This is a genomic window from Rhodococcus mengyinensis (genome assembly GCF_048381435.1).
Taxonomy (GTDB): Bacteria; Actinomycetota; Actinomycetes; order Mycobacteriales; family Mycobacteriaceae; genus Rhodococcus_F; species Rhodococcus_F opacus_D.
In genome coordinates, this window is record NZ_JBLWIT010000055.1 from 90,901 (window position 1) to 115,772 (window position 24,872).

The 24,872-nt window shown below is 66.4% G+C and carries 24 protein-coding genes; 14 read left to right on the plus strand and 10 right to left on the minus strand.

Annotation, left to right across the window (positions count from 1 at the left end; translation table 11 throughout):
- The 7 genes from ACNJ7E_RS11205 (at position 1) to ACNJ7E_RS11235 (ending at position 7,849) form a co-directional block, all read left to right on the plus strand.
- Positions 1-1,497: a pyruvate carboxylase gene (locus tag ACNJ7E_RS11205; RefSeq protein ID WP_418339877.1), complete on the plus strand. Its 1,497-nt coding sequence runs from the start codon at positions 1-3 to the stop codon at positions 1,495-1,497.
- Positions 1,490-1,915, plus strand: a complete 426-nt coding sequence (locus ACNJ7E_RS11210; protein WP_283333226.1) for a Zn-ribbon domain-containing OB-fold protein — start codon at positions 1,490-1,492, stop codon at positions 1,913-1,915. Before ACNJ7E_RS11205 ends, ACNJ7E_RS11210 begins: the two co-directional genes overlap by 8 nt.
- Positions 1,912-3,456, plus strand: coding sequence for a class I adenylate-forming enzyme family protein (locus ACNJ7E_RS11215; RefSeq protein ID WP_418339878.1), 1,545 nt, complete (start codon positions 1,912-1,914; stop codon positions 3,454-3,456). The genes ACNJ7E_RS11210 and ACNJ7E_RS11215 overlap by 4 nt, the downstream gene beginning before the upstream one ends.
- A gap of 3 nt (positions 3,457-3,459) precedes the next feature.
- Positions 3,460-4,632: a thiolase C-terminal domain-containing protein gene (locus ACNJ7E_RS11220; protein WP_418339879.1), complete on the plus strand. Its 1,173-nt coding sequence runs from the start codon at positions 3,460-3,462 to the stop codon at positions 4,630-4,632.
- A 74-nt stretch (positions 4,633-4,706) separates the two neighbouring features.
- Positions 4,707-6,110 (plus strand): MFS transporter, encoded by a 1,404-nt coding sequence (locus ACNJ7E_RS11225; protein ID WP_418339880.1) that lies wholly within the window; start codon positions 4,707-4,709, stop codon positions 6,108-6,110.
- 157 nt (positions 6,111-6,267) lie between these two features.
- Complete coding sequence (locus tag ACNJ7E_RS11230; RefSeq protein ID WP_418339881.1) at positions 6,268-7,227, plus strand: beta-propeller fold lactonase family protein; 960 nt, start codon at positions 6,268-6,270, stop codon at positions 7,225-7,227.
- A 145-nt stretch (positions 7,228-7,372) separates the two neighbouring features.
- On the plus strand, positions 7,373-7,849 hold the full coding sequence (locus ACNJ7E_RS11235; RefSeq protein WP_280779428.1) for a nuclear transport factor 2 family protein: 477 nt from the start codon (positions 7,373-7,375) through the stop codon (positions 7,847-7,849).
- A gap of 14 nt (positions 7,850-7,863) precedes the next feature.
- Here the strand turns inward: ACNJ7E_RS11235 and ACNJ7E_RS11240 are convergent, their stop codons facing one another.
- From ACNJ7E_RS11240 to ACNJ7E_RS11260, 5 genes are all read right to left on the minus strand, one after another.
- Complete coding sequence (locus ACNJ7E_RS11240; protein WP_418339882.1) at positions 7,864-8,271, minus strand: hypothetical protein; 408 nt, start codon at positions 8,269-8,271, stop codon at positions 7,864-7,866.
- Between the two features lie 48 nt (positions 8,272-8,319).
- Positions 8,320-8,727 carry an arsenate reductase ArsC gene (locus ACNJ7E_RS11245; protein ID WP_418339884.1) on the minus strand — a complete coding sequence of 136 codons (408 nt, stop codon included), beginning with the start codon at positions 8,725-8,727 and terminating at the stop codon, positions 8,320-8,322.
- Positions 8,724-9,812, minus strand: coding sequence for an ACR3 family arsenite efflux transporter (gene arsB / locus ACNJ7E_RS11250; protein WP_418339885.1), 1,089 nt, complete (start codon positions 9,810-9,812; stop codon positions 8,724-8,726). The genes ACNJ7E_RS11245 and arsB overlap by 4 nt, the downstream gene beginning before the upstream one ends.
- On the minus strand, positions 9,809-10,201 hold the full coding sequence (locus ACNJ7E_RS11255; RefSeq protein ID WP_280779432.1) for an ArsR/SmtB family transcription factor: 393 nt from the start codon (positions 10,199-10,201) through the stop codon (positions 9,809-9,811). Before ACNJ7E_RS11255 ends, arsB begins: the two co-directional genes overlap by 4 nt.
- A gap of 69 nt (positions 10,202-10,270) precedes the next feature.
- Entirely contained in the window at positions 10,271-10,603 is a 333-nt protein-coding gene (locus ACNJ7E_RS11260) for a hypothetical protein (RefSeq protein ID WP_280779433.1), read from the minus strand.
- A gap of 323 nt (positions 10,604-10,926) precedes the next feature.
- Between ACNJ7E_RS11260 and ACNJ7E_RS11265 the strand changes: the two genes are divergently transcribed.
- Both ACNJ7E_RS11265 and ACNJ7E_RS11270 read left to right on the plus strand, forming a co-directional pair.
- Positions 10,927-12,204: an APC family permease gene (locus ACNJ7E_RS11265; protein ID WP_418339886.1), complete on the plus strand. Its 1,278-nt coding sequence runs from the start codon at positions 10,927-10,929 to the stop codon at positions 12,202-12,204.
- A gap of 117 nt (positions 12,205-12,321) precedes the next feature.
- Entirely contained in the window at positions 12,322-12,789 is a 468-nt protein-coding gene (locus ACNJ7E_RS11270; protein WP_317569295.1) for a SixA phosphatase family protein, read from the plus strand.
- A gap of 9 nt (positions 12,790-12,798) precedes the next feature.
- Here the strand turns inward: ACNJ7E_RS11270 and ACNJ7E_RS11275 are convergent, their stop codons facing one another.
- Positions 12,799-14,265 carry a CYTH and CHAD domain-containing protein gene (locus ACNJ7E_RS11275; protein ID WP_418339893.1) on the minus strand — a complete coding sequence of 489 codons (1,467 nt, stop codon included), beginning with the start codon at positions 14,263-14,265 and terminating at the stop codon, positions 12,799-12,801.
- Between the two features lie 206 nt (positions 14,266-14,471).
- Here ACNJ7E_RS11275 and ACNJ7E_RS11280 point away from each other — a divergent pair, with 206 nt between their 5' ends.
- Both ACNJ7E_RS11280 and ACNJ7E_RS11285 read left to right on the plus strand, forming a co-directional pair.
- Positions 14,472-14,900 carry a RidA family protein gene (locus ACNJ7E_RS11280; RefSeq protein WP_418339888.1) on the plus strand — a complete coding sequence of 143 codons (429 nt, stop codon included), beginning with the start codon at positions 14,472-14,474 and terminating at the stop codon, positions 14,898-14,900.
- Positions 14,901-14,951: 51 nt separating this feature from the next.
- Complete coding sequence (locus tag ACNJ7E_RS11285) at positions 14,952-16,946, plus strand: oxidoreductase (RefSeq protein WP_418339889.1); 1,995 nt, start codon at positions 14,952-14,954, stop codon at positions 16,944-16,946.
- Here ACNJ7E_RS11285 and ACNJ7E_RS11290 read toward each other — a convergent pair.
- The 3 genes from ACNJ7E_RS11290 to ACNJ7E_RS11300 form a co-directional block, all read right to left on the minus strand.
- Complete coding sequence (locus tag ACNJ7E_RS11290) at positions 16,932-18,422, minus strand: PucR family transcriptional regulator (RefSeq protein ID WP_280779439.1); 1,491 nt, start codon at positions 18,420-18,422, stop codon at positions 16,932-16,934. The genes ACNJ7E_RS11285 and ACNJ7E_RS11290 overlap by 15 nt on opposite strands.
- A 17-nt stretch (positions 18,423-18,439) precedes the next feature.
- Complete coding sequence (locus ACNJ7E_RS11295) at positions 18,440-19,930, minus strand: PucR family transcriptional regulator (protein WP_280779440.1); 1,491 nt, start codon at positions 19,928-19,930, stop codon at positions 18,440-18,442.
- A 105-nt stretch (positions 19,931-20,035) separates the two neighbouring features.
- Positions 20,036-21,001 carry a quinone oxidoreductase family protein gene (locus ACNJ7E_RS11300; RefSeq protein ID WP_418339890.1) on the minus strand — a complete coding sequence of 322 codons (966 nt, stop codon included), beginning with the start codon at positions 20,999-21,001 and terminating at the stop codon, positions 20,036-20,038.
- Between the two features lie 278 nt (positions 21,002-21,279).
- Between ACNJ7E_RS11300 and ACNJ7E_RS11305 the strand changes: the two genes are divergently transcribed.
- From ACNJ7E_RS11305 to ACNJ7E_RS11315, 3 genes are all read left to right on the plus strand, one after another.
- Positions 21,280-22,650 carry an LLM class flavin-dependent oxidoreductase gene (locus ACNJ7E_RS11305; protein WP_418339892.1) on the plus strand — a complete coding sequence of 457 codons (1,371 nt, stop codon included), beginning with the start codon at positions 21,280-21,282 and terminating at the stop codon, positions 22,648-22,650.
- A 25-nt stretch (positions 22,651-22,675) separates the two neighbouring features.
- Positions 22,676-23,470 carry a 2-keto-4-pentenoate hydratase gene (locus ACNJ7E_RS11310; protein ID WP_280779443.1) on the plus strand — a complete coding sequence of 265 codons (795 nt, stop codon included), beginning with the start codon at positions 22,676-22,678 and terminating at the stop codon, positions 23,468-23,470.
- Between the two features lie 322 nt (positions 23,471-23,792).
- Positions 23,793-24,086 carry a WhiB family transcriptional regulator gene (locus ACNJ7E_RS11315; protein ID WP_280779444.1) on the plus strand — a complete coding sequence of 98 codons (294 nt, stop codon included), beginning with the start codon at positions 23,793-23,795 and terminating at the stop codon, positions 24,084-24,086.
- 258 nt (positions 24,087-24,344) lie between these two features.
- Here the strand turns inward: ACNJ7E_RS11315 and ACNJ7E_RS11320 are convergent.
- Positions 24,345-24,872, minus strand: a 528-nt coding sequence (locus ACNJ7E_RS11320) for a malic enzyme-like NAD(P)-binding protein (RefSeq protein ID WP_418338719.1), incomplete at its 5' end; no start/stop codon positions are given.

The window sequence follows — 24,872 nt, forward strand, 5'->3', positions numbered from 1 at the left end:
GTGCTCACCAACCTTCGTCACCTCGTCGAGGCCGAATTCGCCCGGACGGGTCGGCGCCGGACGATCGCCCTCACCGACGGCACGCTCCGGGACGCGCACCAGTGCTTGTGGGCGACCCGGATGCGCACCGAACACATGCTGCCCATCTCGAGCAGGATCGCCGACGCGGGATTCGGTGCCGTCGAGGCCATCGCCATGGTCGGCTTCGACGCGGGAGTTCTGTTCCTGAATCAGGACCCGTTCGAACGGGTGCGGCTGCTCGCTGACCGGATCTCGACGGCTCCGCTACGTGCGGCGGTCCGCAGCAACCTGCTCCACGGCTTCTACCCGCAGCCGGACGACATCAACGAGCTGTTCGTCGAGCGGATGTTCGTCAACGGGATCCGTGACTTCGCGGTCCTCGACTCCCTGCATTCGTGGGACAACGTGGCACCCGGTATCCGCATCGCGAAGCGGCTCGGCGCGAAGGTCACGATTGCTCTCGTGTTCAACCTCGCACCGGGTTATGACGACGAATTCTACGTGCGGCAGGCACGGGAGGTCATCGACCGGTTCGGCGTGGACACGATTTCTCTTGCCGACGCGGGTGGCAGCCTGACCGTCGAACGCACCCGGACGCTGGTACCGGCGCTGCGAGCGGCGATCGGCGAGACCCGGTTGGAGCTGAACACGCACTGTTTGACCGGGATGGGTCCGCAGGTCGCGCTCGAAGCGGCCGTGTACGGAGCGGATCAAATCCTGACCGCCGTCGATCCCTTGGCCAACGGCAACTCGTTGCCGTCGGCTCAGATGATGGCCCGGGATCTGCGTGCACTGGGGTTCGATGTCGACGTCGACGACCGATCACTCGACGAGGTCGGCGACTACCTGGGCAAGCTCGCCGCGCAACTGGACTACCCCGTCGGAGTCCCCGCGGAGTACGACCCCGCCAATTACCAGACGCAGTACGCCGGTGGCGCCATGACGAACCTCGAGGCTCAGCTGAAGGCCGCAGGAATTTCCGACAGACTGCCGGCGGTGATCGAGGAGATCGGCCGGGTCCGTGAGGAATTGGGTTCCCCGGTCATGGCTACGCCGTTCCCCGCCATCGTCGCCGCCCAGGCCGTCATGAATGTCCTGAACCCCGAGCGCTACGCCGTGGTTCCGGACGAGGTGAAGAAGTACGTGTGCGGATACTTCGGTGCGTTGCCGCTGCCCGTCGACGACAACGTCAAGGATCTCGTGATGAACAACGGGTCGTGCGACATCTCCGAGACACCGCCACAACTCGACCCGATCCTGCCGGAACTGCGCAGACGGTACGGCCACCTGTCGCCGGACGAGATGATCCTGCGGTACATGTACGGCGACCAGAAGATCGACGCACTCGTCCCGGTCGAGGACACCTTCTCCGTCCAGCAGTCGATCGTGGAGCTGGTGGCCGGACTCGGTCGGATGCGGAGCAAGCACACCGTGCGCCTGGTGGCTCCCGGCCTCGAACTGCGGGCCAATGGCTGACACCCCGGTACGGCCGGAACCCCGGCCCACCGCCGAGACCGAGGCGTACTGGGATGCGGCCCGGGAGGAACGCCTGGTGGTCCAACGGTGCGAGCAGTGCGGGCGTCATCAGTTCTACCCCCGCGCCTTCTGCACGGTCTGCCTCTCCGAGAACCTCGAATGGGTGGACTCGGCGGGAGCGGGAACCATCTACACCTTCACGATCTGCCGGGTTCCCGCCAATCCGTCGATGGCCGACAAGGTTCCCTATGCCGTGGCCGTCATCGAACTCGACGAGGGTGTGCGCTTGCTGACCAACATCGTGGACTGCCCGATCGATCGCATCCGCGTCGGTGCCCGCGTCGAAGTGCGCTTCGAACGGATCAGCGCCGAGACGATCCTTCCCCAATTCACTCTGACAGAGGTGGACGACCGATGATCACCGACTACTTCGACACGGGTGCTGCCCGGTACCCGGACCGAACGTTTCTGCAGTCCGACACACTGCGGCTCAGCTACCGGGACGTCGTCGTCGCGTCGCACGCGATCGCGCACGGACTGACCCGGGAAGGGCTGGCGAGCAGCAGGATCGGAATTCTGTCCCCCAACCATCCCGACGGCTTCGTCGCGATGCTCGGGATCCTGCGCGCGGGCGCCACCTATGTGCCACTCAACGCCCGCGACCAGATCGAGGACCTGATCTGGTTCATGCGATTCACGGAGATGTCGGCGCTGGTGTACCACGAGCAGTACCTCCCCCACATCGACCGGATCCGGTCCGAAGTACCCACGCTCACCTCCTGCATCGCGTTCGGCGAGCACTCTGCGGCAGGGCTCAGCACCGAGGCCTGGGAGCGGGAGCACAGCGGACAGACCTGCAACACTCGACGAGGCCTCGACGACATTGCGCTGATCAAGTCGTCCGGCGGCACCACCGGCCGCCCGAAGGCCATCATGCAGAGCCACCGCTGTCTGCTCGCCGCCTACCGGATCGCCAACCAGTTCACCGCACCCGCGAAGGATCCGGTGCATCTGGTGGTTGCGCCGCTGACCCACGCTGCGGGAGCAACGGCAATGGGGCTCTCGGCCTTCGGCACCCGCAATGTGATCGCGCCGTCGACCGATCCCGCCACCGTGCTCGAACTGATCGAACGCGAGCACGTCACGCACCTGTTCCTACCGCCGACGATGATCTACCGGATCCTGGCGCATCCCGACGCCCACACACGTGACTGTTCCTCCCTCGAGTACGTCATCTACGGCGCCGCACCCATGTCCGTCGACAAACTCGAAGAAGGACTGAGGCTGTGGGGTCAGGTCTTCGTCCAGTTCTACGGTCAGTCCGAGGCACCGGGCGTGATCACGTGCCTGTCTCGGCAGGATCACTACCTCCGCGACGACCCCGCGGGTGTGAAGCACCTCGCGTCGGCAGGCCGGCCGACCGGGGCCTGTGAGGTGGCGCTGATGGATGAGGGCGGCAACGTCGTCCCGGCCGGTGAGCGCGGGGAGATCGTCGTCCGAGGTGAGCTGGTCTGTCCCGGGTACCTCGACAATCCCGAGGCCAACGCCGAAGCCCACCGCTTCGGCTGGCACCACACCGGAGACATCGGGGTCTTCGACGAGAGCGGATACCTCTATGTCGTCGACCGGACGAATGACGTGGTGATCTCGGGTGGTTTCAACATCTACCCCAGCGAGATCGAACAGCTGATCTGGTCGCATCCCGCCGTTCAGGATTGTGCGGTGGTCGGCGTGCCCGACGAGGACTGGGGTGAGCGGCTCACCGCGGTGATCGAACTGAAGTCGGAGTCCGAGGCGACCGCCGAGAACATCATCGAGATGTGCCGCAACCGGTTCGGCAGCATGAAGACCCCCAAGCAGGTCGAGTTCTGGGAGTCGCTGCCGCGCAGCGCGGTCGGCAAGGTCCTCAAGAAGGACGTCCGCGCCAAGATCATCGCCGCACACCTGCGGGCGGACTGAGAGATGGCGGACAACAGAGCACTGGCGGGGCGGTACGCCATCGTCGGGGTCGGTGAGGCCGGTCTGGGCAAGGCGCCGGCCGGTGCCACGGCGCTGTCGCTGCAATGCCGGGCCGCCCGCTCGGCGATGCTCGAGACCGGACTCGGCCCGGCCGACATCGACGGGGTCTTCGCGCACTGGGACGACCGCGCGAACGCACTGCTCGTGGCGGAGTACCTGGACATTCACCCCCGGTACGTCGACAACACGGTGGTCGGCGGCCAGTCCAACATCACCCACCTGGTCCACGCGATGGCGGCGATCGACGCAGGATTGTGCGAGGTCGCCCTCGTCACCTACGGCAGCACACAGCATCTGGACAAGAGTCGCGCGCGGGGCGGCGTCGCCCAGGACCCGCGCTCACCGACGGGCCAGTTCGCGACGCCGTACGGCATGCTCAACCCCGTCGGGTACTACGCGATGCTTGCCCAGCTGTACGCGAGCCGGTTCGGCTGCGTTCCAGAGCATCTCGGGGAGGTGGCCCTCGCCGCTCGCCGGTGGGCGCAGCTCAATCCGAACGCGGCGCGGCGGGAACCCCTGACCATGGAGGACTATCTCGCGTCACCGGTCATCGCCGACCCACTCCGCAAGCTCGACATCTGTCAGATCAACGACGGCGCCGGTGCCATGATTCTGACGAGCGCGGGACGTGCCGCCGATCTGGCGCAGAAACCGGTGTCGATTCGGGGTTTCGGTGATACCTACCGACATCACATGACCCCGCTCGGTACGGAGGACTGGCTCGACAACGGAGCGCTACGCGGGATCGCCGACGACGCACTGGCGATGGCGCGGCTCGACCGGCAGGACATCGACGTCGTCCAGATCTACGACGCCTTCACCATCAACGTGCTCGTCGCGCTCGAAGGGCTCGGGTTCTGTGAACCAGGCGGTGCCGGCGCATTCGTCGGAGGCGGGCGAATAGCTCCCGGCGGGACATTTCCGCTGAACACCTCCGGTGGAGGGCTCTCATTCAATCATTCCGGTCAGTTCGGAATGCAGTTGATGATCGAGGCCGTCCGTCAGCTACGCGGCGAATGCGCCGCACGCCAGGTTCCGGATGCGCGTACCTGTCTGGTCCAGGCCGGAGGGATGGTCATGTCCGCGTACATGGTGATGATCCTCGGCACCGACTGACCCATCATTGAATCTGCGCCCGGTTCCGCATCTTTCGACTTCGTCGACCCCGAATACACCCAAGGAGGTTCGTCATGGACAAAACCACTGCGGTACCAGATGTCATGGTGACTGCCAACCTGCTGTCGCGTCTCGACCGTCTGCCGATGACCAGGACAGCTCTGCTGACAACCATCCTCGTGACGGTCATCTGGGTCGCCGAAGGATTCGAAACGGGGGTCATCGGCCCGATCTTGCTGCTCGTGAAGGAGCCCTGGGGTCTGACGGCTCAGGGAACCGCTCAGCTCGGGATCGCGTCCACCGGCGGCATCATCGTGGGGGCAGCCCTCGCCGGACGCATCATCGACCGGTACGGCCGTAAAAGTGTCCTGCTCTGCGGTGTTTCGCTGTTCTCGCTCTTCTCGGCGCTGTGTGCAGTGTCGGCGGACGTGGGGTGGATCATGGCGATGCGGGTTCTCGGTGGACTCGCACTGGGTGCGGTCTTTCCCATTCCGTACCTCATGCTCTCCGAACTACTCGGTACCCGGTCCCGCGCCCGAATGATCGCGGCGGCGTCCGCGGTGCTCGCGCTGAGCTATCTGGTCCCGCAGGCGGCGGCCCTCGTCATGGTCGGTCATCTGCCGGTCGATCTGGCCTGGCGCATCCTGTTCCTCCTCGGTGGCCTCCCGATCCTCGCGGTGCCGCTGATCTACCGGAATCTGCCCGAAAGCCCTCGGTGGCTGCTGCTGAAGGGCCGCACAGACGAAGCGCGCGCACTGGTCGAGCAGTTGGAACGCGAGGCCGGGTACCACCACGAGAATGACCTCGTACACCCCGAGATCGCCACCGTCGTGCGCGCCGAGTACGAGTCCGGCGCCGAACGGGGAAGCGGGACAGCCGATCTGTTTCGCAGGCCGTTGCTCGGCAGATTCATGCTGTGCCTGCTGATCTGCGCCGGTGCAAGCGCGGGCGCCTATGTGCTCTTGGTCTACGCCTCGGTCATGTATGCGGATATGGGGATGACAGCCCAGGGAGCGTTGGTCACCACCATCGGAATCATCATTGCCGGCGCGGTGGGGGCGATCGCGGTGGGACAGTTCGCCGACAGGCTCGGCCGCAAGAAGACCTTTCTCCTCTACAGCGTCGGCGCCATCTTCGGATTCAGTGCGCTCGCACTGTCTCAGAACGTTGCACTCGCTGTCACGTGCGGGTTTGTCAGCGCGTTCTTCTGCACGGGTCTGGTTCCTTTCACCAAGCTGTTCACGTCCGAACAATTCCCCACCCATGCGAGGGGTACCGCCGCCGGATTCGTGGAATCCGCGAGCAGGTGCTTCGGTGGAGTCCTCGTCGTCGCATCGATCCCCTTCATCCAGAACAAGCTGGGAACGAGTGCACCGTTCTGGCTCATCTGCGCGATCTTCCTCGTGTGCCTCGGGCCCGTCATGCTCGGTGCTCGTGAAACCCGGGGCATGAGCATCGACCGAGCAGGAGCGGTCTGAAGTGTCATCCTTGCAGGAGTTCCGGTCGGCCGACTCGGACATTCCGCACCGTTGACGGTGACAGAATGGCGACTACGGGTGATCCGAGTCGACGGGAGACATCGTGGACGGAATGTTCGGAGCTCATCGGCCAAGTAGGCGAGCGGACTGGATTGCGATGGCCGCGATGCTCCTGACCGTGGCGGCGTGCGGGCAATCGAGTAGCGACTCCGCCGTCGACGATGCCCCGCTGGGAAAACCCACGGTCACGGCCACAGCAAGTGTCGGAAAGGGGCCACTCCTCGATGTGACGGTGGACCCGTCCACCGGTACCGCCTATGTCACCAGCAGCGGTGACGACTTGTTGTCGCTGATCGACGCCGACGGCGGCATCAGTGCCATCGAGGCGGGCCGGGCACCGAGCGGGGTGGCGGTGGATCCGTCCACCCACACCGCGTACGTGACGAGCCTGGCCGAGGGAGCGGTGTCGGTGGTCGACATCGCATCCCAGGCCGTCACGGCCACCATCCCCGTCGGTGCCCTACCCCAGGGCATCGAGGTGGATCCGTTGACCCACACCCTCTACGTCGCCAACGTCGAAGACGGTTCGGTGTCCGTAATCGACCTCGAAACCCGCACCGTCTCCGCCACCGTCGAGGTCGGGGACCGACCCGGGGGAATGGGCGTCGATCCGTCCACCCACGCGCTGTACGTCGCGACGACGGGGCCGGGCGGGGTCGTGTCGGTGATCGATGCCGAAACCCTCACCGTCACAGACACGATCGCCGCCGGCCGCAGTCCTCACGACGTCGCAGTCGATCCCTCGACCCGGACGGCGTTCGTGCCGAATGCAGACGACGGTACGGTGTCGGTGCTCGACCTCGAAACCCTCACCGTCACAGACACACTGCGAGTCGGGCAGCAACCCTACGGGGCGACCGTCGACCCGTCGGTACATACCGCCTACGTCACCAACATGGATGACGGGTCGGTGTCCGTGATCGACACCGAGACCCGCACCGTCACCGACACCGTCCCGGTCGGGAGCGGTCCGCAGGGTGTGGCCGTCGACCCGACCAGCCACACCGCCTACGTCGTCAACGTCGCCGACGATACGGTGTCGGTGATCGAGCGGTAGAAGTGTCAGCTCCCCTACGCGGTCAGGTTCGGTCATCCCGAGCGAGCTGGAGCCACGACTGCGACGCTACCGAATCGTCGGCGCGCGCGGGGCGGGGTGTGCCACTGTTGGGAGAGACCGAAAGCCGCGGCCACCTGGAGACGGTATGACACGAAAAGCGATCGGCGTCGTCGTCGCGATAGTGGTGTTCGGTGGATTGGCCGGATGCGGCGGCGACACGACCGAGACGGCATCGGTGTCGGCGACGGCATCGGCATCGGCATCGGTCAGCGCCACCGAGGAGCAGGACGCGGTTCTCGCTCAGGAAGCGAGGTGGCTGACGGCCATCACTGCCGGCGACCGCGACACGATCGAATCGATCCTGAGTCCCGATTTCAAGCACATCACCAGCGAGGGCACACTGCTCGGTCGTGACGAGGAGATCGCGAGCATCGTTCCAGTGACGTTCACGATGAATGCCACCGAGCAGACCGTCGACATCGTCGGCGACACCGCCGTGATCCACGGCGTCAACACCCTCACCGAGTCGGGCAATGTGCTGGCCCGGGAACGCTTCACCGACGTGTTCGTCAAGCAGAACGGCACGTGGATGGCCCTGTCGGCGCAGGAGACCGCGATCTGACCGTTACCAAGGTGTCAGGGAACGAAAAAGGTCCCGAAGCCCGGTGTTCCGATCGCCTGCGGGTCGACGAATGCGAGGACCTGACCCGAGCCCGGACGAATGGTGACGGGTTGCGCATCCAGCGTCGGGAACGCTGCGGATCCGGACGCACCCGTGCCGAGACTCACCCAGTGGACGACCGCGGAATGCGGGTTTCCGTCCCCCGGAGTGCGGCGCACGTGCAACACTGCGGCGCCCGGTTGTACGCCGACGGTCGCGGCGAGTCGGGGCGTGGGCAAGTCGACGAGCGGGATGACGGGGTCGACCTGGAACGGAACCGTGCTCGGTGCGGCTGTCGCGGTCCCCGACGCCAGGAAGCCGGAGATCGCGAGGGTCGCAAGGACGGTGGCGCCGACACGTCCGACAGCGTTGAGTGCGGTCATACGGATCGACCCTAGCCACTCGACCGCGACTCGGTGCCGGTTCGCGTCTCAGGCGGTGGCGGGGACGAGTTCGGCGATCAGCGCTTCGACTCGCGCCTTGATCTCGTCGCGGATCGGACGAACCGCGTCGACGCCCTTGCCCGCCGGATCGTCGAGCGCCCAGTCCCGGTAGCTGACCCCGGGGAAGACGGGGCAGGCGTCGCCGCAGCCCATCGTGATCACCACGTCGGAGGTTTCGACCGTGTCGGGGGTGAGGATCTTCGGGGATTGGTCGGAGATGTCGATCCCGATCTCGGCCATGGCCTCGACCGCTGCCGGGTTGACGGTCTCGGCCGGCGCGGACCCGGCTGAGCGAGCCTCGATCCGATCACCGGCGAGGTGGGCCAGGAATCCGGCGGCCATCTGGGAGCGGCCGGCGTTGTGGACGCAGACGAACAGCACACTGGGCCTGGTCATGACGGCGAACCTTCCGTAGCGGACGCGCGAAACCGGGAACGGAGTGCGAGCGACACATAAACCAGCCCGACGAGGACAGGGACCTCGATCAGCGGTCCGACGACACCGGCCAGGGCCTGCCCCGACGCCGCGCCGTAGGTGGCGATGGCGACGGCGATGGCGAGTTCGAAGTTGTTGCCCGCGGCGGTGAACGCGAGAGTGGTGGTGCGCTCGTAGCCCAAGCCCATGACGGCGCCGAGCGCGTAGCCGCCGCCCCACATGATCGCGAAGTACGCCAGCAGCGGGACCGCGATCCGGACGACGTCCCACGGCTGGGACGTGATCCGGTCGCCCTGCAGGGCGAAGAGGATCACGATCGTGAACAGCAGGCCGTACAGCGCCCAGGGCCCGATCTTCGGGATGAACTTGGTTTCGTACCAGGTGCGGCCCTTGGCTTTTTCGCCGAAGCGGCGGGTGAGGTAGCCGGCGAGCAGGGGGATGCCCAGGAAGATGAGCACCGACTTCGCGATCTGCCACGGCGAGGTGTCGATGGTGGTCTGCTCGAGGCCGAGCCAGCCGGGCAGCACGGACAGGTAGAACCAGCCGAGGACGGCGAACATGATCACCTGGAACACCGAGTTGATCGCGACCAACACGGCGGCGGCCTCGCGGTCACCGCAGGCGAGGTCGTTCCAGATGATGACCATGGCGATGCAGCGGGCCAGGCCGACGATGATCAGCCCGGTGCGGTACTCGGGCAGATCCGGCAGCAGCAGCCAGGCCAGGGCGAACATCAGGGCGGGTCCGAGCACCCAGTTCAGCACCAATGATCCGATGAGCAGTTTGCGGTCGCCGGTGACGGTGTCGAGTCGGTCGTAGCGGACCTTGGCGAGCACCGGGTACATCATGATCAGCAGGCCGAGGGCGATCGGCAACGAGATGCCGTCGGTCTCGACGGCGCTCAGGGCGTCCCCGAGCCCGGGGATCATCCGGCCGAGGAGCAGTCCGGCGACCATGGCGACGCCGATCCACACCGGCAGGAACCGGTCCAGGGTGGAAAGCTTCCCGACGACGGCCGGGTGTTCGGTGGTCGAGACCTCGCTCATGCCGGAACCTCCGTGGAGGTGCAGGTCTCGGACGGGACGACCGGTCCGCTCTCGGTCAGCAGCACAGCGGACAGCTGCTGCAGCGCCGACGGGATCACCCAGTAGTACACCCAGGTGCCGCGACGCTCGCAGTCCAGCAGGCCGGCGGCGCGCAGCACCTTCAGGTGATGCGAGATCGTCGGCTGCGACAGATCGAACGACTCGGAGATGTCGCACACGCAGGCTTCACCGCCGGCGTGGCTGGCGATCAGGCTCAGCAGGCGCAGGCGCACCGGATCGCCGAGGGCCTTGAACATCCGGGCCAGATCCCCGGCCCAGTCCTCGGTCAATGGTTCACGCGCGAGCGGCGAGCAACACGCGCCACCGTCCGACAACTCCTGATTCGACATTCGTCGATATTGACAGATGTCGAATCAGGGCGCAACGTAGCGGACGGCCCAGGTGCGGATCAGGCCGTACTACTCGGCACGTCCGGACGGGAAGTGCACCGACCCGTCATTCCCGATGCAACCACCCTGGACGGGGCCGCTGCCGAAGAAGACGCCGTTGAGTTGCCCACTTTGTCCGGGAGCGTTCGATCCGACCCCGGCACCGCCGACGCCGATCGCCCCGCACTGGTAACTGTTGTTGTCGGCGGGGGTGTTGGGGTCGGCGTGGACGTGGAGCTGCGAGCCGGGTGTGCTCGGGTCCCCATGAAATGCCGGTGCCGCCGCCGCGACGCCCGAACCGAGCGCAAAACAGGCGGCGATCGCGGCCGAGGTAATCGCCGTGCGCAACGCGAACGTGTTCATCTGATGTCACCTTTGATTCGATTGTCGCCCGGCGCCTCACCGGCCGATGATTCTCGGGTTACACATGATTTCGGTGTAGCCATTTTCCCGATGAAACAATTATGGTCCGAGCGGTTGGCGGAAATCACCCCTTCCAGCGCTTATCGGTGTTTTACACGCGATGCCCGCACCCACTCGCCACGGTCGACGCAGCCCTGGCGTGACCGCGAGCGGCGTCGTCGCACCGAAACTGCTTGACCCCGAGGGGTTCACGTGCGAGTTCCGGACAACCGCTAGCGTTGGAGTGCCCGACACTCGCACGTCCGAAGGGGAGACTGCCACGCATGGCCGCTGACGAGATTTCGGAAGGCAACGACGCGCACCCCACCGCGACGCCACAGTTGCGCCGGCGGCTGGGAGTATTCGACTCGGTGATCATCGGCCTCGGGTCGATGATCGGGGCGGGGATCTTCGCCGCGCTGGGGCCTGCCGCAGCCGCCGCCGGAGGCGCCCTGCTCGTCGGGTTGGCGGTGGCCGCGGTGATCGCGTACTGCAATGCCCACTCCTCGGCCCGGCTCGCCGCGCTGTACCCGCAATCCGGTGGCACTTATGTCTACGGCCGTGAACGCCTGGGACCGTTCTTCGGGTATCTCGCGGGCTGGGGATTCGTGGTCGGCAAGACAGCCTCGTGTGCCGCGATGGCCCTGACCGTCGGCGCCTACGCCTGGCCCGGCCGCGAGCACCTCGTCGCGGTGATCGCCGTCGTCGCCATCACGGCGGTGAACTACCTGGGTGTGCAGAAGTCCGCGCTGGTCACCCGGGTCATCGTGTTCGTGGTGCTCGCCGTCCTCGCCGTGGTCGTCGTCGTGTGCCTGACCGGTTCCGACACCGGCTTCGACGGCCTCGCGATCACCTCGGGTCACGGCGTGGCCGGAGTCCTGCAGGCCGCCGGCCTGCTGTTCTTCGCGTTCGCCGGGTACGCCCGGATCGCCACGCTCGGCGAGGAGGTGAAGGACCCGGCCCGGACCATCTCCCGGGCGATCCCCATCGCTCTGGCGATCACACTCGTCGTGTACCTGTGCGTCGCGGTCGCCGTCCTGCAGGCTCTCGGCGCCGACGCACTCGCTGCCGCGACGGATCCACTCGCGCAGGCCGTTGCCGCTGCGGGGTTCGGGGGCCTCGAGCTGGTGGTCCGGGTGGCTGCGGTGATCGCCGCGCTCGGCTCGCTGCTCGCCCTGATCCTCGGGGTGTCACGGACCACGTTCGCGATGGCACGGGACGGCCACCTGCCACGTCTACTCGACGCCGTCCACCCCCGGTTCGCGGTGCCCTACCGAGCCGAGCTGGCGGTCGGTGTGGTGGTGGCGCTCCTCGCCGTGACAGCGGATCTGCGCGGCGTCATCGGGTTCTCCTCGTTCGCGGTGCTGGTCTACTACCTGATCGCCAACGCATCGGCCTGGACCCTGTCCGCGAAACCGTGGTCGCGGCTGGTTGCCGGCCTCGGCGCGGTCGGGTGCCTCGTTCTCGCCGCATTCCTCCCCCTGGCCTCGGTGATCTCGGGTGTGATCGTCGTCGGGCTCGGGGCTGTGATCTACGGGATCCGCACTTCCCTCCGTACCTGACGGTCGGGGGTGTGTGCCGCTACCCCGCAGAGCATTTCGATTCTCTGGTCGCGGTGGCCAATTGTCGTCTCGCGTGGGAGTCTTCAACGACCATCCCTGCGCCGGGAGAAGGTGAGAATGTTAGTCCTGGTTCGGCACTCCCATGCGGGCGAGAAGAAGCTGTGGCACGGCCCCGACGCCGAGCGGCCGCTGAGCCCACTCGGGCACGAGCAGGCCCACGGTTTCGTCGCGGCGCTGGGCGGCATCGAGATCGCGAGTCTGTTCTCGAGTCCCACCACCCGCTGTCGCCAGACCCTGTTCCCACTCGCCGAGGCGCGCGGTCTGCCTGTCCACGATCACCCGCTGCTGGCACCGGACGCGTCCCCCGACGAACTGTTCGCCGTACTCCACGGGCCCGACGCCGACCGGGCAATCTTCTGCACGCACGGGGAGATCCTCAACGCGCTGGCGGAGTTCGCGCGGTCGCGAGGGGTACCGGACGTCCCGCCCTCGGGCGCGACCGCGAAAGGCGGCGCGTGGTTCGTCGACTGCGGTGCAGGTCCGTCCCCGACGCTGCGGTACCTCGCTCCGATTCCGGCGCGCTGACCTCGACTTCTAGGTCGACGCCAGCCGGGCAGCGTCCTCCCGGGCCTGCCGCGCCTGCTGCAGTTCCAGGCCGTACAACAGGCCGAACGTGAAACCGTTCTCGCCCGGTGTCGTGCCGGCGCGGGCGCCGAGCGTCCGGAGAGTCTCCGCGGCGACGACGCTGTCCTGGTGCTCGCCGAGAACTTTCTGCATCTTCTTGAACCGTGCCGCTTTCTTCTTCGCCGTCTTCTTTCCCAGAATCGGTGCGGCGAGTTCGGCGGCGTATCGGGCTCGTTTGGCGGCCTTCCGCGCGCGGTGCAGCGCGGCATCGTCGTCGTCGGCAGTCGCGGTGGCGACGCGCGTGAGCGCCTTGCGTTCGGCTTTCCGCACGCACTTGTCGATCACGCGTGGATCGTCGCCGGCCTCGGCGGTCAGCGGTGGAGTGGTGCGCCACCGCGCCAGCGTGGCCAGCAGCGCACGGTAGCGGTCACCGTCGAGGGCTTCCATTACTTCCTTCGTACGACGGAGTTGCTCGGCGAGCAGATCGTTCTCGATGCGCGCGGCAACCGGCCCCATCACGAGTTCCGGAGGCAGGGCGGCGAGCGCATCCGCAAATCGTGCGCGTTGCACCTGCCGATCCCGCACCTCCCCCAGCAGTCCGGCGTACCAGGACAGTTCCGCGTCGAGTTCTGCCCGCGCGATCGGTTCGAACAGGCGCTTGAATACCCGTAGCGTGCTGCGGAAACGTCGGATTCCCACGCGGGTGGGGTGGACCGGGTCCAGCCCTCGACGCAACCACACGTCGCCGGCGACGATCGCCTGAACCTGAGCGTCCAGGTAGTCGACGAGCACCGCTTCCACGGTCGTTCGGGTCGTGTCCCTGCCGTCGACCGCGAGGTGCGCGGCGGTGAGCACACGGCTGAGCTTCGACGGATACGGGGACGGCTGCGCACCGCGGCGGGTGAGGCGCTTACCGATCTTCCTGAGCAGTTTCTCGTTCCCGGCGTCGCCGAGTTCGACCTCCACCTCGCGCCACTCACTCAGGACAGCGCGTTCACCGGCGACGGCACCGCGCACCCGGTCGTCGGCCACTTCCGCCAGCAGGCGGTCGTCGCGGTCGAGGAGTCGCTGTGTGCGTCTCACGGTTTTCAGCGTCGCCACCGGATGCACAGGTTTACCCAGCGCGACACCCTCAATCATGGTCGCCAAATCGTCGGGAAGCGCGTCACTCTCACCCGAAGGCATCCGAATCTCGGTGCGGGCCTTGTCTGCGGGGACCTTCAACTGCCACCCCACATCGGCGTCCCCGGTCCGGCGGCGGAACGTGATCTTCTGACGGAGCAGATCGCGGTCATCCGTGTCGTAGTAGACGCTGTTCAGATTTACCGTGCCCTGCTCGATCCGTCCACCGGCAGGCAACACGTCCTCGAGATCCGGAAGGACGAACTCGAGCCCCACCTCGTACTTGTCTTCCCGCTCGCGCTGCATCGACACCATGGATCCAGTCTGCACCCCGAATATGTCCGGAGCACCCGCAACGGCGGAGAAGTGGAGACGTACGGGTGGATAGTGCAGCAGTTCGGATTTAGTCAACAGTACGGTTCCGACCTGGTGAGCCATGCCATAGCGTTGCACCTCGTCAGCCGGCGAGTGCGATGCCACCGCGGTCTCGTACTCCCGGGACGCCCACCGAAAGGATCATCATGACGACCACCGAGAACATTGTCGAAACCCGCCCCGCCCCCTTCACCTGGGCACAGTCCGCCCAGTACAGCCAGGGCGCCAAGGCAGGCGACCTGGTGTTCACGTCCGGTCAGGCCGGTTACGACGACGCCGGCAACCTCGTCGACGGTGGCTTCGAGGCCCAGGCACGCCAGGTGTTCCGCAACATCGAGAAGATCCTGCATCAGCACGGCGCCTCGATGTCGTCGGTGGTCAAGCTGACCGCCTACCTGGGCAACCGCGACGACTTCGACGCATTCAAGAAGGTCCGCGCCGAATTCTTCACCAGCCCCTGGCCCGCGGTGACTGCGGTGCAGAACTCGTTCCTCGTCGAGGGCATGCTGTTCGAGGCGGACGCCGTCGCCGTGGCCGGTGCCCAGCGAGTCCTCGCCGACACCGACGCCAGCTAGCTCCCGGCAGAACTCCGACCCTTTCCATCACCAGTACAGAACTGGGATTCCATGTCTGACACACTCTTTCCGACCCTGTTGTCCCCGCTGCAGGTCGGTGACGTCACCCTGAAGAACCGGATCTTCTCCTCCGGGCACGACACTGTGATGGTCCACGACGGCGCGGTCACCGACCAACTCGTCGAATACCACCGCGCCCGGGCAGCCGGCGGTGCCGGGCTGATCATCATGCAGGTCGCCGGTATCCACGAAACCGCGCGGTACACCTACCACGTGCTCATGGCCACCGACGACAGCTGCATCGAGGGATACCGGCGCGTCGCCGAGGCCGCCCACGAGCACGGGTGCGCCTTGTTCGGCCAGGTGTTCCATCCGGGCCGGGAGATCATGGAATCCCAGGACGGTGCGCTTCCGGTCGCGTACGCCCCGTCGGCCGTCCCGAACGAACGATTCCGGGTCATGCCCCGGCCGATGTCCCAGGCGATGATCGCCGAGGTCGTGGCTGGATATGCGGCCGGGGCGCGCCGCCTCCAGCGGGCCGGCCTCGACGGTGTCGAGATCGTCGCCAGCCACGGCTACCTGCCCGCCCAGTTCCTCAACCCCGAACTGAACCTGCGCACCGACCAATACGGTGGCGACCTCGACAATCGGATGCGGTTCCTGCGCGAGATCATCTCGGCCGTCCGAGAGGCGGTCGGACCGGGGTTCGCGGTCGGCGTCCGCGTATCCGGCATCGAACACTCCTCCGTGGAGGACGAGCCCACCGACATCGTGGAGGTGTGCCGCAGGCTCGACGCGGACGGGTCGCTGGACTACCTGAACATCACCGAGGGCACATCCGCCAGCCGGTCCGGATCGTTGCATATCGTTCCGCCGATGAGCGAGGAAGCCGCCTACACTGCACCCGCCGCAGCGAAGATCAAGGCGGCTGTGTCGATTCCGGTGCTCGTCGCCGGGCGGATCAACCAACCGCAGGAAGCCGAGATCGTCATCGCCAAGGGACAGGCGGACGCCTGCGCGATGACCCGCGCCCTGATCTGCGACCCGGACATGCCTGCCAAAGCGCAGGCCCAGCGTCCGGACGATATCCGGGCCTGCATCGGCTGCAACCAGGCGTGCATCGGCCACTTCCAGGCCGGCTACCCGATCTCGTGCATCCAGCGCCCCGAGACCGGACGCGAACGTGAGTTCGGCACCCTGGTGATCACCCCGAAGCCGAAGGACGTCATGGTCGTCGGCGGCGGGCCCGCCGGGATGAAGGCGGCCGCGGTCGCCGCCCAGCGCGGTCACCGGGTCACCCTGTACGAGGCAAGCGGGCGAGTCGGTGGGCAGGTGTTGCTGGCCGAGCGGCTTCCCGGCCGGTCCGAGTTCGGTGGCGCCGCAACCAATCTGCAGTCCGAACTCGACCGCTACGGGGTCATCGTGAAAACCCGCGTCGAGGTGGATGCGGCGATGATCACCGCGGAACGTCCCGACCACGTCATCATCGCGACCGGCGCCACCCCCTATCGGCCGCCGCTCGAGCTGGACGGGGACATGCCGGTGCTCGAGGCGTGGGATGTGATCGGCACGGGCGGCGGCAACACCCCCAAGGGTGAGATCGTCGTGGCGGACTGGCGAGGGGACTGGACCGGCCTCGGAGTCGCGGAAATGCTGGCCCGGGAAGGGCGCAGGGTGACCCTGTGCGTCAACGGCTACGCGGCCGGTGAACAGCTGCAGCAGTACACCCGTATCGCGATGCTGCGGGCGGCTACCGAGGCGAAGGTTCGGGTGATCCCGCATGCCCGCCTGTTCGGAGCCGACGACGACACCGTCTACCTGGTCAACACGCTGACCGGCGAACCGATCATCCTCGACGGCGTCGACGGACTCGTCCTCGCCCTCGGCCACCAGCAGAACGACGCCCTGCTCGCCGAGGTCGAATCCACCGGCATCCCGTTCACCGGAGTCGGTGACTGCCTCGCCCCGCGCACCGTCGAAGAGGCGGTCCTCGACGGCTTGCGGGCTGCCGCTGCCCTCTACGAGCCCTGTTCAGTCGGTGAGTGAAAACGCTTGGGCGCGTGCACGAAGCGCCAGCCACAGCATCGCGATGTCCGACGAAGCCTTCAGGTTTCGTCCTGTCACCGACTCGATCTTCCGGAGCCGGAAAGCAAGGGATTGCCGGTGGATTCCGAGCTGGTCCGCTGTCGCGGTCCAGCTTCGGTCGTGAGTGAGGAAGGTTTCGAGAGTCTCGACGAGGTTCGACTCGTGTCCCCGGTCATACAGCAGGAGATCTCCGAGGATTGCGTCGGTAGCTTGCCGGGCGTCGGTCAGGGTGCGCGGCACGAACAGTGGCGCATCGGTGGAGTATCGAGCGGCGGGTACGCCGGTCGATCGGGCGGTGTCCAAGGCCCAGCTCGCCTGGCGGGCGCTGTCCGAGATCTGTCCGATCGCGGTAGCCGACGGCGACGCTCCCATCGCCCGGGTTTTGCCGCTGAGCAGGTCGATGGTCTCGGAGCACCTTACGGTGGGGAGCAGCATGTAGGCGTGCTCGTCGAGTATGGCGGTCACGTTCGGAACGCCTCGGTCTCCCGCTATCGTCCTGGCAGCGGGAAGGAAGTCGGTATCGAAGCTCAACACCGTCCACTCGGGCGCGGACAGGTCGAATTCTTCGAGGAGTGGTGTGACAGCTTCGGGTGCGTCGGAGCCGGCGAGGATTCGCTGCAGCAGGGCTTCACCGACTTCGTCGGCGTACTCCCGCTCCCTGGTGACCTTTTCGACTTCGACGCCGATCAGGGTCCGCACGTGCAGCAATGCAAAGGCATCGACATCCGTCGCCGGGCTTCCCTCCATGACCAGCATGCATTTGCGGTGAGTGGGGAGTGCATGGGCGGTCATCACGTAATCCGCGCCTTCTACGAGCGTGAGGTGGGCAGGGAGTCGATCGAGTGTGCCCGCGACACTCGACGTCAGTGACCGGATGGCGTTCTCGGACAATGCATTGTCCGTGGCGAGAACCTCGGTGCCATGCTCTACGTCGACGACGTGCAGGGTGAATCGCAGTTCTCGCGAGAGTCTGACCAGAAGACTCGTGTCCGCCAGCACAGTCGAGCGTGCGTGCTCGTAGAGTCGGCTCAGTCGTGCGACCGTGCTGACTTGAACACTCTGACTCGCAACCGCCACGGTCCGTCCTATTGCCGCGAACGGGGTCGTGTGGCTGCACCGAAGGATGGGGAAGTTCAGTCTGTCGGCCCTATCCAGCATCGCGGCCGTCAGCGGTGGTGCGGTCTCATCGTCTCCGATGATGACGCCTGCCAGTCCCTTTTCGTGAAGGCGTTCGATGAACGTGCACTGTTCTCGTTCGTCCGACGGCACACACAAACCGGCGGTCATCAGCAGCTCGTCCGCCCCCAGCCAGTCCCAGGGGTCGAGTTCCGAGGTGTGCGCCCACGCGATCCGACGGTCGAGCCCCCCGACACCGGCGACGGCCGCGCACCCGAGCTGGTCCATCGCGATGAGGTCACCGACAGTCAATCTCGACATCGTCTTATCCTCGTCTCTCAGTCCTGGCCGCTGCTGATCCGGCGGGTGATCAGTGCCATCCAGAAATCGGCGATGTCGGCGGAACTCTTCATGCTGCGGCCCGTCAGACTCTCGATCTTGCGTAGTCGGTATCCGAGCGTCTGACGGTGGATGACAAGCCGTTTCGCTGTGGCCGACCAGTTCCGGTCCATGGACAGGAATGCATCCAAAGTCTCGACGAGATCACTGTGATGAGCCGCGTCGTAGTCGATAATCTTCCCCAGTACGGCCCGCGTCGCGAAATGCGCCTCGGTCAGTGTGCGGGGAAGGAACAGGGGTGCCGCGGTCGAATACTCGGCAAGGCCGCCACCGGCTGCCCGCGCGGCCTGGAGAGCCCACCGCGCCTGACGAACGCTGTCCGGAACTCGCCCAGTCGTCGCGTTCCGTGCCGACATGCCCATCGCATCGATGTGGCGGTCGAGTAGATCCGCCGCCGCGTCGGCGTCGGCGCTCGAGACCATCAGATAGCCCTCTCCCCCCGCGGAGCACGACAGATACGGAAATCCGCGGTCTCCGATGAGAGTGCGAACGACGTGGAGGTGAGTAGTGTCGAATCCGATTACGCACCAGTTGGTTTCGGTCAAATGCAGTTGGCCGAGCCGAGGAGCAGCCGCCTCCGCGCTGATCGATCCGGCGATCATCTGCTCGAGCAGCTGCGCCCGCGCGACGTCGGAGCGTTCGCGTTCTCGGGTCACCCGCTCTACTTCCACGCCGACCAGGCTCTGCGCATGTAGCAACACGAAGGCATCGACTTCGATGTCGGTGTGCCCCGCGGCGACGAGCATGCACTTGCGGTGGGTCGCGAGGGCGAATGCCGTCGCCGTGGTTTCGGCACCGGCTTCGATCGCCACTCTCGGCGGAAGACGGTCGAGCCGTCCGTCGACGCGGGTGCGCAGTTGATCGACGAGTTCGTCTTCCAAGGGATGGGCATCGCGAAGCACTTCGCTGCCGAGCTCGACATCGACGACATGGAGCCGGTGTCCGAGCTCCACCGACAGTCGATCGAGTAGCGAGGTCTCGTCCTCCGGCGACGCGTGCGTGGCGTCGTAGAGCCGACTCAAGCGCGCAATTCGACTGACCTGGACGCTCTGGGCTGCGACGGCGACGGTGCGGCCGATCGCTGCAAACGGTGTTGCATGACCGACCGCGACGACGGGGAAGTGAAGCTCGTCGGCTTCGGACAGCATGCCCTGGGTGAGCGGGGGCGCCAGCAGGTCGTCGCCGATCGCGATGCCGGCCAAGCCTGCCTCGCTGAGACGTCGAATGAACCGCATCTGTTCGTCCGCCGCTGCCGGCAGGCTCATTCCGGTGGTCATCAACAAGTCGTCGGCACTGAGCCAGTTCCATGGATCGGGCAACTCGCACACATGCGCCCACACCACGGGCCGGTCTACACCGGCCTCACCGGCGACCACGCTGCACGCAAGTTGCCTCATGGCTACCAAGTCGCCGACTGTCAGATTTGACACGTATCACTCCCGGTATTTCACGCCGGTACAAACATCGCCGGCAGAATTATACGTCCGTATGACTCCTCGGCCGCGTGTCTCGGGGTGACGGTCGCTGCCCATTCGTCAGGGGATGAGCACGACGGAACCGGTCGTCTTCCGGTCCTCCAGGTCCCGGTGCGCGTCGGCGGCGCGTTCGAGCGGGTACCGCGCGCCGACACGGACGTTCAGCGAACCGTCCGCGATGGCCCCGAACACTTCTCCTGCCCGCCACGTCAGTTCCTGCCGGGTGCGGACGTAGTGTGCGAGGGTCGGACGAGTGAGGAACAGCGAACCCGCGGGATTGAGCCGCTGCGGGTCGAACGGCGGCACCAGGCCGCTCGCCGCGCCGAAGAGTGCGAGGGTGCCACGGATCCGAACGGAGGCGAGGCTCGCGTCGAAGGTGGCTGCGCCCACACCGTCGTAGGCGGCGGCGACTCCTTCGCCGTCGGTGAGTTCGCGTACCCGAGCGGCGATGTCGTCGTCGTAGCGGAGTACCTCGGCCGCGCCGGCCTCCCGCGACAACTTCTCCTTCGCGTCCGACGAGACGGTGGTGAACACTCGCGCACCGAGTTTCGTTGCGAGTTGGGTCAGCAGCAGTCCCACTCCACCGGCACCGGCGTGGACCAGCACGGTGTCGCCGGACTGCACCGGGTACGTCGAGTACGTCAGGTAGTGGGCGGTGAGGCCCTGCGCCAGTGCGGACGCCGCCTGCGGCGCGGGAACGCCCTCCGGCACCGCGATCGCGATTTCGTTGGGCACCAACACCTTCTCGGCGTAGTTGTCCGTCGCGCCGCACCAGGCGACGCGGTCGCCGGGGACGAAGTCGCGGACGTCGGCGCCGACGGCCTCGACGACGCCGGACCCCTCGTCGCCGGGAACGTACGGCAGCGGGTGCGGGTACACGCCGGTCCGGAAGTAGGTGTCGATGAAGTTGACGCCGATCGCGTCGGTTCGGACGAGAAGATCGGTTGGCCCGGGCTCGGGATCGGGAATCTCGGTGAGTTCGAGGACTTCGGGGTGGCCGAGGCGGGCGACCTGAATTGCGCGCATGGGCAATGTCTACATGCTGAACCGAAATTTGAACACACCGACCATGGGGTGATTTTCTCGGTAGCTTCCTCGCCGCGCTGCAGAGACCGCTTCGGCCTGCGCCGCGAACAGCGCACGCCTCCGCCGCACTTGACGGGCGGTGTAATGCCGTGGCACCGATCCCGGCGGTGCACGAAATGAGGTATTGACGCCCGCACATTTCACCTCTTACAGTGGTGTTCAACACATGAACTACGTGTTCAAAAAGTGAACGGAGATAGATAATGGCGTCTCAGCGCATGCGACTTTTCGCTTTCGACTACCAGGGCCCGGCGCACCTGTCGGCCGGCCTCTGGCGGCATCCGAAGGATCAGGGCGCGAACTACAAGAACCTCGCCTACTGGACCGAGTACGCCAAGCTGCTCGAAGAGGCGCGATTCGACGGCATCTTCTTCGCCGACAACGTCGGCTACCACGACATCTACGAGGGCAACGCCGACGCGGCCCTCGCCGACGCCGCACAGATCCCCGCGCAGGATCCGTTCATGGCCGTCTCCGCGATGGCCGCGGTGACGAAGAACCTCGGATTCGGGTTGACCGGGTCCACCTCGTACGAGCACCCGTACGCGCTGGCCCGCAAGTTCAGCACCCTCGACCACCTCACCGACGGCCGCGTCGGCTGGAACCTGGTGACCTCTTACTCCGACAGCGCCGCCCGCAATCTCGGTACCGGACAGCAGGTTCCGCACGACGAGCGGTACGACATGGCCGCCGAGTACCTCGAGGTCTGCTACAAGCTGTGGGAGGGGTCCTGGCAGGACGACGCGGTCGTCCGGGACGCCGAGCGCGGCATGTACATCGATCCGAGCCGGGTGCACAACATCGAGCACACGGGCAAGTACTTCTCCGTTCCCGGCTTCGCGCTGTGCGAGCCGTCCCCGCAGCGCACCCCGGTGATCTTCCAGGCCGGCGGCTCCTCCAAGGGCCGCGCCCTCGCCGCAGCCAGCGCCGAGGCGGTGTTCGTCAACGCCGTGTCCATCCCGGCGCTGAAGAAGCAGGTCGACAGCCTGCGTAGCCTCGCAGCCGAGGCCGGCCGTGACCCGCAGAACGTCAAGGTTCTGCAGATGCTCAACGTCGTCTGCGCACCGACCGACGAACAGGCCCACGCCAAGTACGAGAGCTACCGCAAGCTGGTCAGCTATGCCGGGGCGATGGCCCGCTACAGCGGCTGGACGGGATTGGACATGTCCCAGTTCGACCCCGACGTGCCGCTCAAGCACGTCAAGACCAACGCCGGCCAGACCATGGTCGACCTGTTCTCGAAGATGGACCCCGACAAGGAGTGGACCCCGCGCGACATCGCCGAATTCATCGGCATCGGCGGCACCGGTCCCACCATCGTCGGCTCACCGACCACCGTCGCCGACGAGCTGACCCGGTGGATGGACGAAACCGGTATCGCCGGCTACAACTTCGGGCACGCGGTCAAGTACCAGGACATGGCGGACTTCATCGAACTCGTCGTCCCCGAACTGCAGCGCCGCGGCACCGTGTGGAGCGAGTACGAAGGCTCGACCCTGCGCGAGAAGCTGTACGGCAAGGGCGCCGTCCGGCTTCGCGACGACCACCCCGGTCTCCGCCTCGGCAACCGCACCGTCGCAGCCGTCTGACCCCACCGACCGAAAGAGGACACCCATGCAGACCGCCGAACTCCACGACGTCGCGACCACCCTGCGTACCGCACGTGTGAACGGTGCACCGATCACCGCACCGACCAAGACCTGGCCCGCCCTCGACGCGGATTCCGCCTTCGCCGTCCAGCGCATCAACGTCGAGCACGCGATCGCAGGCGGTGACCGCCTGGTCGGGTACAAGCTCGGCAACATCGCGAAGGTCATGCAGGAAGCCTTCGGCCTCGGCCAACCCGATTACGGCTTTCTGCTCGCCAGCATCTTCGCCTACGAAGGCACCACCCTTGAACGGGAAAACTACATCGAGCCGTTCGTCGAACTCGAACCCGCATTCGTGCTGAAGCGCAGCCTGCGCGGACCCAATGTCACGGTCGCCGACGTCATCAACGCCATCGACTACGCGGTGCCCGCCATCGAGATCATCGACTCCCGTGTCCAGAACTGGGCCATCGACCTTCCGGACACGCTGGCCGACAACGGATCCACCGGCGCGGTCCTCCTCGGCGGCACTCCCCGCCGCCTCACCGACCTGACCCTGCGCGACATGCGCGGCTCCCTGCATTTCAACGGCCGCGAGGTCATCACCGGCAACACCCGCAACATCCTCGGCAATCCCCTCGCCGCGGTTGCCTGGCTGGTCAACCGCCTCGCCGCCTACGACGTCGAGTTCCAGGCCGGCCAGGTCATCCTCCCCGGCAGTTGCCTGCAGGCAGTTCCCATGAACCGGCCCGGCCGCTGGGTAGGCGAGTTCGAAGGCTTCGGCACCATCGAATTCGACGTTTCCACCGCGACCAACTGACGCGCCCTCTCGACGGGGCTCTGCGCTCTGCCCCGTCGAGTCGGTCCACGAGAAATCCTCGCGGGGAGAGCATTCCCCGCGGCAACACGTTCGTTCAGGAATCAGGAGCGCCTTCTTGACTGAACGAACTGCGCGGGTGCCTGACCTGATGTGTCGGCGTCAGGCACCCGCTCTCCACGTGCGACGCACCGCCGTACCGGCCACGCCTGACTGCCGGTTACGGCGGTGCGTTTGTCGTAGGACTACCGATGCCGTCCGCCCGTGCACTCCGCCGCCTCTCGGCGCGGCTTCGGACCCCGCACCGTCGACCCCGGGAATCCGAATGACCATCACCGAGCATCAATCCGACCGCTCCTCCAGCTGGGACTGGCGACACGAGGGATCGTGCCGCGGTACCGACACCGAGATGTTCTTCTCGCCCGACGATCGCGAACAGCGAACCGTCCGCGCACGGCGCGAACGCCGTGCCAAACAGATCTGTCAGGACTGCCCCGTGCTTCCGGAATGCCGAACCCACGCCCTCACCGCCGCGGAACACTACGGCATCTGGGGTGGCATGTCCGAGACCGAACGCGCCCGCCTCGGCCGGCGGCACACCCAGCGGCTTGCCCGCTGACATCCGCCACCGCGCCGGTGAACCATCCGTATCAATCAGTGATGAGCACGAGTACCGGTAGAATATCCGTAACGGCGGGCAGGATCGGCCCCGCCGCGACCGGTATCTCGGGTCACCGACGAATCAGACTGGTCCCCTGTCGAAGCCTGCGGTCCACACCTGACCGGGGCTCGGCCAGTTTCGGACCGGACACGCCGAACACCCCGTCCGCGGAACCTGGGTGCGGGTTCGCGGATGGGGTGCTCGGGTGGATTCTCGCTAGTCGGTGACGCCTTCTGCGCGGGCAGCGGCGGCGACTGCCTCCGCGACAGCGGGGGCGACGCGAGGATCGAGCGGGCTGGGAACGATCTTGTCCACAGCCAGCTCGTCACCGACGACCGAGAGGATTGCCTCGGCGGCGGCGAGCTTCATACCTTCGGTGATCCGGCGGGCACCGGCATCGAGCGCACCCCGGAACACCCCGGGAAAGGCCAGCACATTGTTGATCTGGTTCGGGAAGTCACTGCGCCCGGTGGCCACGATCGCCGCATGCTTACGGGCGATGTCCGGGTGGATCTCCGGGTCCGGGTTCGACAACGCGAACACGATCGAACCCTCCGCCATGGTGGCGATCAGCTCCTCCGGCACCGTGCCCGCGGACACCCCGAGGAACACATCCGCCCCGTCGAGGGCTTCGGCGGTGCCGCCGCGGCGGCCGGCCGGGTTGGTGCGCGCGGCCAGATCCACCTTGACCTCGTTCAGGTCCTGCCGATCCTTGGACACGATGCCCTTCGAGTCGAGCACCGT